The following is a 5,803-nucleotide window of genomic DNA, read 5'->3' on the forward strand; positions in this document are numbered from 1 at the left end:
TCGTACACGGAACTGTCCTCGTCGAACCCGGCGGTGATCGCGTTCCTGCGCGAGTACAAGGACGACCTGGTGCTGTGCGTGCACAACTTCTCGCGCTTCGCCCAGCCCACCGAACTCGACCTGCGCACCTTCAACGGACGGCACCCGGTGGAACTGATCGGCGGCGTCCGCTTCCCGGCCATCGGTGAACTCCCGTACCTGCTCACCCTCGCAGGACACGGCTTCTACTGGTTCCGGCTGCGGAAGGACGGAATCTGACGCGGTTGCTCCTCAGGGGTGCGACCGGCGGTGCGCGGAAGGCGCTTCGCCAGCGCGTCCAGGTGCGCCGCCTCCTGTCGCGACACGTCGTCGCGCCTGCGCAGTTCGTGCACCGCCGGGGCCAGGGTGTGCAGCACCTCCTCGCCCACCCGCAACCGGTCGCCCCACTGCACCGTCTCGCTGATCCGGGCGCAGGCCTCCCGCGTCTCCAGCCACGGCAGGTCGCGCACGAGCGCGGCCGCCACGGCCCAGGTGACCAGGTCCTGGGTCGAGCGGGACGGTGCCGCGGTGCCCAGCGCCTGCAGACACGCGGTGTGCAGGGCCGTCGAGTCCTGCTGGGCCCTGGGATGCCCGGGCGTCAGGAGCGCCACGAGGCTCGCGACCATCCGCTCGCTCGGATCACCGCTCCGGGTCGAGACCCCCACGCGCTCCGCTCCCGCCTCCCGCACCCGGCCGGCCCGGTACGGCATGGCGCCGTCTCCGCGCAGCAGCAGCTGCTGGTCGAGGCTGCACCGGAAGGCGGCCCTTCGGGCCAGGCCGTCCCTGATCGTGCCCGCGTTCCCCGGCTCCTGGGCGAACCAGTCGGGTCCCGCCGCGCCGAGCCCGGCCGGTTCGTCGTGCGCGGCCCACCGCAGACGGAGGTCACGCACGGGCTCGTCCGGCGTCTCGGGCCTGGCGTACCAGGTGCGGTCCACCACGAGGTGCCGGGTCAGGTCGTCCCACTCCTCGGCGTCCAGCTGCGACTCCCACAGGCCGGACAGGCGGTGCCAGGCCGCGGGGGCGTCCCTGGTGCCCAGCAGCTTCGAGACGGAGACCCCGGAGAACCACATGGTGTGGAGCAGCACGAGGTTGGAGGTGTAGTGGGCGAGACGGGTCAGCGGGGGCACGGGTTTGGGTTCGTAGGCCGGATCGGCGGGCGGCAGCGCGCCGTTCAGCGCCTCGCCGAGCAGCCGCGGGATCGTGTCCGCCAGCGCCCACGACTCGGCGGGTTCGGCCGCCGCCCCCATCTCGGCCAGCCGTTCCAGCACCTGCGCACGATCCGTGAACTGCGCGAAGGAGAGCGGGCCCACCGGCAGCGGGGCCCGGCCCCCCTCCGGACCGGTCGGCCGGGCCGCGGTCCGCAGCGCCCGCCAGATGGTGCGGGCCACCAGGTACTCGTTGAACGTGGCGTGCAGGAACTCGTACGTACGCCGGTTCCTGCCGTGTACCCGGGCCTGCGCCTCGTGGATGAAGAAGAAGCGGCCGAAGGCCCGGTCGTCGGCCCAGCCCGCGTCCACGCCGAGCAGCGCCCTCGCGTCCGACGCGACCTGCTCCGCGCCGACGCTCTGCTGCCCGCGGGTGAACATGGCGAGGGCCACCACCCCGAGCCGTGCCATCTCCTGCTCGGCCTCACGGTCCACGACGGACGGACCAGGGTCACGGGCGTGCCGCTTGCGGACCTGCCGGCGCAGGAAGCCGAGCAGCAGGCGCTCGAACAGTTCCGCGCCGCTGGCCCGGCTCTCCTGTGCGCGAGCGAGCCCGTTGTCCACGGAGTCGTAGAGGGCGAGCAGCAACAACAGCAGGGGCTGCGCGGCGAGTTCGAGCCGGTCGTCGAGGACGGCCGGGTCCAGGGGGCGCAGTCCGCTGGACGTGAAGTAGCCGCGGTTCGCGGCGTTCCACACCTCCAGCCAGCGGCGCCGGTGCCGCTCGCCGAACGGTTCCAGGCACAGCGCCCGGGTGCAGTCGGGGACGCGGACGCGGTGCATGACGACGGTCCGGCTCGTGACGACGACCGCCAGCGGGCGCCCCGCCGCCATCTCCCGCGCCTGGAAGTCGGCGACCTCCTGGAGATAGTCCCAGTACTCCGTCTCCGCGGCCTGGAGCAGCTCGTCGAAGCCGTCCAGGAGGACCACCGGGATCCGCCCCGGCGCCCCGCGCACCAGGTCGGGCCAGCCGACGCGTTCGCCGAGCAGTTGCTCCAGCGCTTCCTCGATCTGGCGCTGGACCGGGGCGTCCGCCGCGACGGACCGCAGTTCCACCCGGACGGGCAGGAAGTCGTCGGCGGGCAGTCGCGCCATGGTGACGCGGGTGAGCAGCGACTTGCCGACACCGGGGTGGCCCAGCACGAGCAGCGGTACGTGCAGCGCGGCCACTCCGCTGAAGTGCGCGGCGAGCCGCAGGCCGACCGGCACGTCGGCGGACTGCGTGGCCCACCAGGTCTCGGCGTACGGCACGGCGTCGTCGTGCAGGACGGCCCACCGGGCGGCAGGGTCGACGTAACCGGTGTCGAGGCGCGGGATGACCACCGGAGCGGACCCCGGCGTGTCCCCTGCCGCGGCTTCGACCCCCGCCACGAGAGGGCGGCCCAGCTCCCTGGCCGGGCGTCCCGCCACGGTCCGTGCGGCGTCGGAGGTGCACGGAAGGGAGTCGGGGGACGACGAGAGGGCTTCCGGCAGGCCGTCCAGCGCGGTCCCGGTTCCCGAGGGCACCTGCGACCACTCCCCCAGGAGCAGCCACAACTCGGGCTCGTAGAAGGCCAGATGCTCCACGAGGGCCGCCAGCCGAGCGGCTGCCGCCCGCAGGTCGACGCTCGGGCGACCGCCGCCCAGCGCACGGCGGAGCCGGTCCCCGAGTCCGTCCTCCCAGGGCTCCCGTCCCTCGCCGACGGGACGGGGACCGTCCGGCCCGTAGGCCATCTCGTCGACGAAGTCCTCCATGGCCTCGGTCCACCGGCGCGTCGTCGGCCGAGCCGCGAGTTCCTCGGAGTGCGCGTCGAGCAGAGCGGTCAGCCGCGCCACCGGCAGAACGGCGTGGCAGGCCACCGTGCGGGCCAGCCGGTCCGCTGCCCGCACCCGGTCCGGGAACTCGTCCAGGACCTGGTGGCACACCTCGTGCAGCCGCCGCAGAAAGGCCTCGTGGTCCTCTTCGTCGAGCAACTCCCGCAGACGCACGGGGTAGTCGCCCGCGGCGGTCAGCAGGCGCAGGCACCGGACCCAGCCGGTCTCCGACGCCGTCGGCACCGACCGGGGATCGACGCGGAAGCGGGGCCCTGTGAAGGTGTCCGGCTCCGCCTTCACCGTCGGCCCGGAGCCGGGCGGGGAAACGGGCCGGAAAGCGGGCTGGGCAACGGGCGGGGAATCGGGTCCGGGCTCAAGCGGCCGGTCGAGCCTGACCACCGCCTCGTACAGCTCGACGACGCTCCCGTGCCGGTACCGCCACGCCTCCACCTCCACACCACGCGACCGCCCGTCGAGCCCCTTCGCCGCACCGCAGCAGTCGACGATCCGACGCACGTCGTCCCAGGCAGGCGGTCGCGTACGCCGTCCGTTGAGCAGTTCGGACACCGCGGCCCCCGACTTGCCCACCCGCTGGGCGAGTTGGCTCTGCGACAGCCCCGAATCCCTTACGAGAAGCCGTAGTTGCTCACAGAAGTCGGCCACCGGCCCACTGCGTCGTTCCCGCGGCACGACACCGCACCTCCCGCTCTTCGCAACCCTTCGGAACCCTTCGGCGCACCGCTCCGAAGCGTAGGGCTGACCTGCGCGGAAGGCGGCCGCTTCGGAAGAGTTCGGGGTCCGCGCCAGGGCGTCCCGGCCCGGTTCACCGTGGTGGCACCCGACCGACCCGCCCACCTGGAGTCACCGTGAACCTCCCCCTCACCACGGCCGCCGCCCTCCTCGCCCTCACCCTCTTCGCCGCCGTCCTCCTCCCCGCCGTCTGGTCCCGCTCCGCCGCCCGCCGCCGCGCCGCGGAGCGCATCGTCCGGATCCTCGTCGACGCGTTCCGGCCGAACCGGCGGCGATGACACGTGAGTTCGCCGGACCGAAAGCCCAAGAAGCAGCCAAAGCCTGTTTTCCGGGGCTTTCCCTGGGCACTCTCCACGAATATCGTGCGGGCAGGCGCCACTCCTCCTGCCGGGTGTCCCGGCCTGCGCCACGGATCCCCCCGTACTCGGCACGTCTCCACCTCTGGACAGCATCTCGGCACCCGGGACCGGCTCGCACCGCCCGCCGCGCGTTCCCGGGGAAAGGACGCGACGCCATGTCGGAAGCCGCAGCCCGGCCCGCCGCCCACGCCTGGGGCGAGGGCGGTCCCGAACTGCTCACGTCCCTCGATCCGTTGCTGCGGGAGTGGCTGCCGCGCCAGCGCTGGTTCGCCGGGAAGGGCCGCCCCGTCACCGGCTTCACCCTCGACGCGGTCACCCCGCTCCTGCCCCGGTCGGCCCTGCTGCACCTGCTGCTGCGCGCCCATCAGCCCCCGGCCGAGGAGGGACCGGGCGACTGCTACCAACTCCTCGTCGGCACCACGCAGATGCTCCCTCCGCACCTCGCCCCCGCCGCGATCGGCCACATCACGCGCGGCCCGCTGGCCGGCCGCACCGCGTACGACGCGCTGCAGGACCCGCGTCAGGCGTCCGTCCTGCTGGAACGTCTCCGCATACCCGGCGCCCTCGGCCCGCTGCGCTTCCACCGCGGCCCGGGCGGCCACGTCCCGCGCGGCCTCGTCCCCCGGCCGCTGCGCGCCGAGCAGTCCAACTCCTCGGTCGTGTACGGCGACCGGCTCATCGCCAAACTGTTCCGCCGGGTCCTGCCCGGCACCAACCCCGACCTCGAACTCCCCCTCGCGCTGGCCCGCGAGGGCTGCGACCGAGTCCCGGAGCCGGTCGCCTGGTTCGAGACGTACGGGCCGAACGGCACGGCCGGCGGCGAGACGACCACCCTCGGCGTGCTCCAGCCGTACCTCAAGGGTGCCGCCGACGGCTGGGACCTGGCCCTCGGACACCTCACCAAGCAGGAGGACTTCACGGCGGAGGCGCACGCGCTCGGCCGGACCACCGCCGAGGTCCACCTGGCGCTGGCCCGCGCCCTGCCCACGGTCACGTTCACCCGCGCCCAGACCGAACAGCTCGCGGCGACGATGACCGACCGGCTCGAATCGACCGCCCAGCAGGTGCCCGCGCTGCTCCCGTTCGTCCCCGCGCTGCGCAGTTCCTTCGAGGCACTGGCGGGCCTCGCCGCCGACGGCCGCACCTGGCGGGCCCAGCGCGTCCACGGCGACCTCCACCTCGGCCAGTGTCTGCGGGAACCTTCCGGCACCTGGAAGCTGATCGACTTCGAGGGCGAGCCGTCCCGGCCGCTCGCGGAACGCCGCATGCCGCACCCCCCGCACCGGGACATCGCCGGCATGCTCCGCTCCTTCGACTACGCGGCCCGCTCCCACCGCCCCTGGAACCCGGCCTGGTCCCGGTCCTGCCGCGCCACCTTCTGCACCGGCTACGCGGAGGCCTCCGGCTGGGACCCGCGCACCGACCCGGTCCTGCTGCGCGCCTACGAGACGGACAAGGCGATCTACGAGTCCCTGTACGAGGCCCGCCACCGCCCGGACTGGCTCCCGGTCCCGATGGCGGCCCTGGCAAGGCTGGCAGAGGAGAACAACACCTGACCCAAGGCCCACAAGGGGCGCGGGGAACTGCGCGACCAGCCACAACACCCCCGCACCCACCCACGAAACACCGACCCGCCAGCCGCCCAAGCGGCGCGGGGAACTGCGCGAGCAACCACAACAC

General features: G+C 73.7%; 4 protein-coding genes. 3 read left to right on the forward strand and 1 reads right to left on the reverse strand.

The features are described 5' to 3' along the window. A partial coding sequence (locus tag M4J07_RS46375) for an alpha-glucosidase C-terminal domain-containing protein (protein WP_255983160.1) occupies window positions 1–258 on the forward strand: 258 nt, incomplete at its 5' end. Here the strand turns inward: M4J07_RS46375 and M4J07_RS46380 are convergent. Then, window positions 225–3,704 (reverse strand): helix-turn-helix domain-containing protein, encoded by a 3,480-nt coding sequence (locus M4J07_RS46380; protein WP_255983161.1) that lies wholly within the window; start codon window positions 3,702–3,704, stop codon window positions 225–227. The genes M4J07_RS46375 and M4J07_RS46380 overlap by 34 nt on opposite strands. 176 nt (window positions 3,705–3,880) lie before the next feature. Here M4J07_RS46380 and M4J07_RS46385 point away from each other — a divergent pair, with 176 nt between their 5' ends. Both M4J07_RS46385 and M4J07_RS46390 read left to right on the forward strand, forming a co-directional pair. Then, on the forward strand, window positions 3,881–4,042 hold the full coding sequence (locus M4J07_RS46385; RefSeq protein WP_255983163.1) for a hypothetical protein: 162 nt from the start codon (window positions 3,881–3,883) through the stop codon (window positions 4,040–4,042). Between the two features lie 236 nt (window positions 4,043–4,278). Then, window positions 4,279–5,679: a maltokinase N-terminal cap-like domain-containing protein gene (locus M4J07_RS46390; RefSeq protein ID WP_255983165.1), complete on the forward strand. Its 1,401-nt coding sequence runs from the start codon at window positions 4,279–4,281 to the stop codon at window positions 5,677–5,679. The last annotated feature ends 124 nt before the right edge of the window (window positions 5,680–5,803 follow it).

The sequence above is a fragment of the Streptomyces longispororuber genome (assembly GCF_024448165.1).
In the GTDB taxonomy this organism is placed as follows: Bacteria; Actinomycetota; Actinomycetes; order Streptomycetales; family Streptomycetaceae; genus Streptomyces; species Streptomyces longispororuber_A.

Excerpts from the sequence above, each read along its gene's own strand:
- M4J07_RS46390 (WP_255983165.1), top strand. The coding sequence starts at position 4,279 with ATGTCGGAAGCCGCAGCCCGGCCCGCCGCCCACGCCTGGGGCGAGGGC.